The following is a 1,194-nucleotide window of genomic DNA, read 5'->3' as shown; positions in this document are numbered from 1 at the left end:
AGCGCATCAGATCGCTACGCGCTCCTCATTGCCCGGCGTCCGGCGACCGTCTCGGGCTGACACCTGCACCACATGTTGATCCGAGCGGCCTGGGGAGCGGATGGGCGCGTCAGATCGCTACGCGCTTCCCTTCTCTCGGCGACCGACGGCCTTCCAGGGCTGGTCTGGGGCGGGGATCAGGGCTGCTCGCCCATGGCTGCGCGGAGCCAGTCCAGGGTGCCTTGGGCGAGGAGTTCGTCGGCGAGGCGCTGGGCGGTTTCGGTGGTCAGCCGACCGCGGCTGTTGTCGATCCAGCGTTGTGCGTTCGCGTAGCCCTGGGCCTTGTATTCGATGCCCTGGAGCATGCATTCCAGCTTGTCGGCGTCTCGGGCGCAGATCGATTCGGGTGTCTCTTTGGCCTCGTACTCCGCTACGAGGTCTTGGATGGTTGCGGCGAGGAGGTCGGGCATGCCCGCCGTTTGGTCCGCTGTGATCGCGGTGGGGTCGGCGGACGGGGAGTACTTCTTGCCCAGGTGGTTCACATCGCCGCTGCGGGTTTCCTGGGTGTCGTGCCACACGGCGAGGAAGGCGGCGCGGGCCGGGTCGGCGCCTTCCAGCTTGGCGATGACGGAAGCGATCAGCGATGTGCGCCAAGAGTGCTCGGCGACGCTCTCGGGGTTGTTGACACCGGCCATCCACCAGCCCGTACGGCGTGCGTTCTTGAGCGTGCCCGCCTCGTAGAGGAAGTGGGCCACCGCGGACAGGTCGTCAGCCACGTCTGTCTCCTTCTTACGCCTCAGCAAGGCGGATCGCGTACCGAATGCCTTCGAGCTCGCGACGCGCTCTGGTCGAGGGCTCGGTGCCACCCAACAGCACGGGCATCCGGGCCCGCAGGTCTCGGGAGGTGGAAGTGGCCGTCTTCAGGAGGCTGGGACGGGCAGCCAGGAGTGCCCAAAGGGTGTGGACGGTCAGGTCAAAGTACCCGTGCTGTGGTCTGACGCCTCCCGCCGCGAATTCACCACCGCCGTCACCGACGTCGAACCCGCCCCTGCCCAGCCCCGGAAGGCCGTCGGTCGCCGGGATCTGAGAAGCGCGTAGCGATCTGACGCGCCCGTGTGTTCCCCAGGCTGCTCGGATCAACATGTGGTGCGGGTATCAGCCCGAGACGGTCGCCGGACGCCGGGCAATGAGGAGCGCGTAGCGATCTGATGCGCC

The 1,194-nt window shown here is 67.4% G+C and carries 1 protein-coding gene; it reads right to left on the bottom strand.

Going from position 1 to position 1,194, the window contains the following annotated elements; translation table 11 throughout:
- Nucleotides 1-176: 176 nt before the first annotated feature.
- On the bottom strand, nt 177-755 hold the full coding sequence (locus tag ACFWBN_RS39980; RefSeq protein ID WP_385186750.1) for an HD family hydrolase: 579 nt from the start codon (nt 753-755) through the stop codon (nt 177-179).
- Between the last annotated feature and the right edge of the window lie 439 nt (nt 756-1,194).

The sequence above is a fragment of the Streptomyces sp. NPDC059989 genome, from assembly GCF_042736975.1.
In the GTDB taxonomy this organism is placed as follows: domain Bacteria; phylum Actinomycetota; class Actinomycetes; order Streptomycetales; family Streptomycetaceae; genus Streptomyces.
The sequence above is the reverse complement of the archived record's forward strand: the minus strand, read 5'-3'. Positions and strand labels throughout refer to the sequence as shown.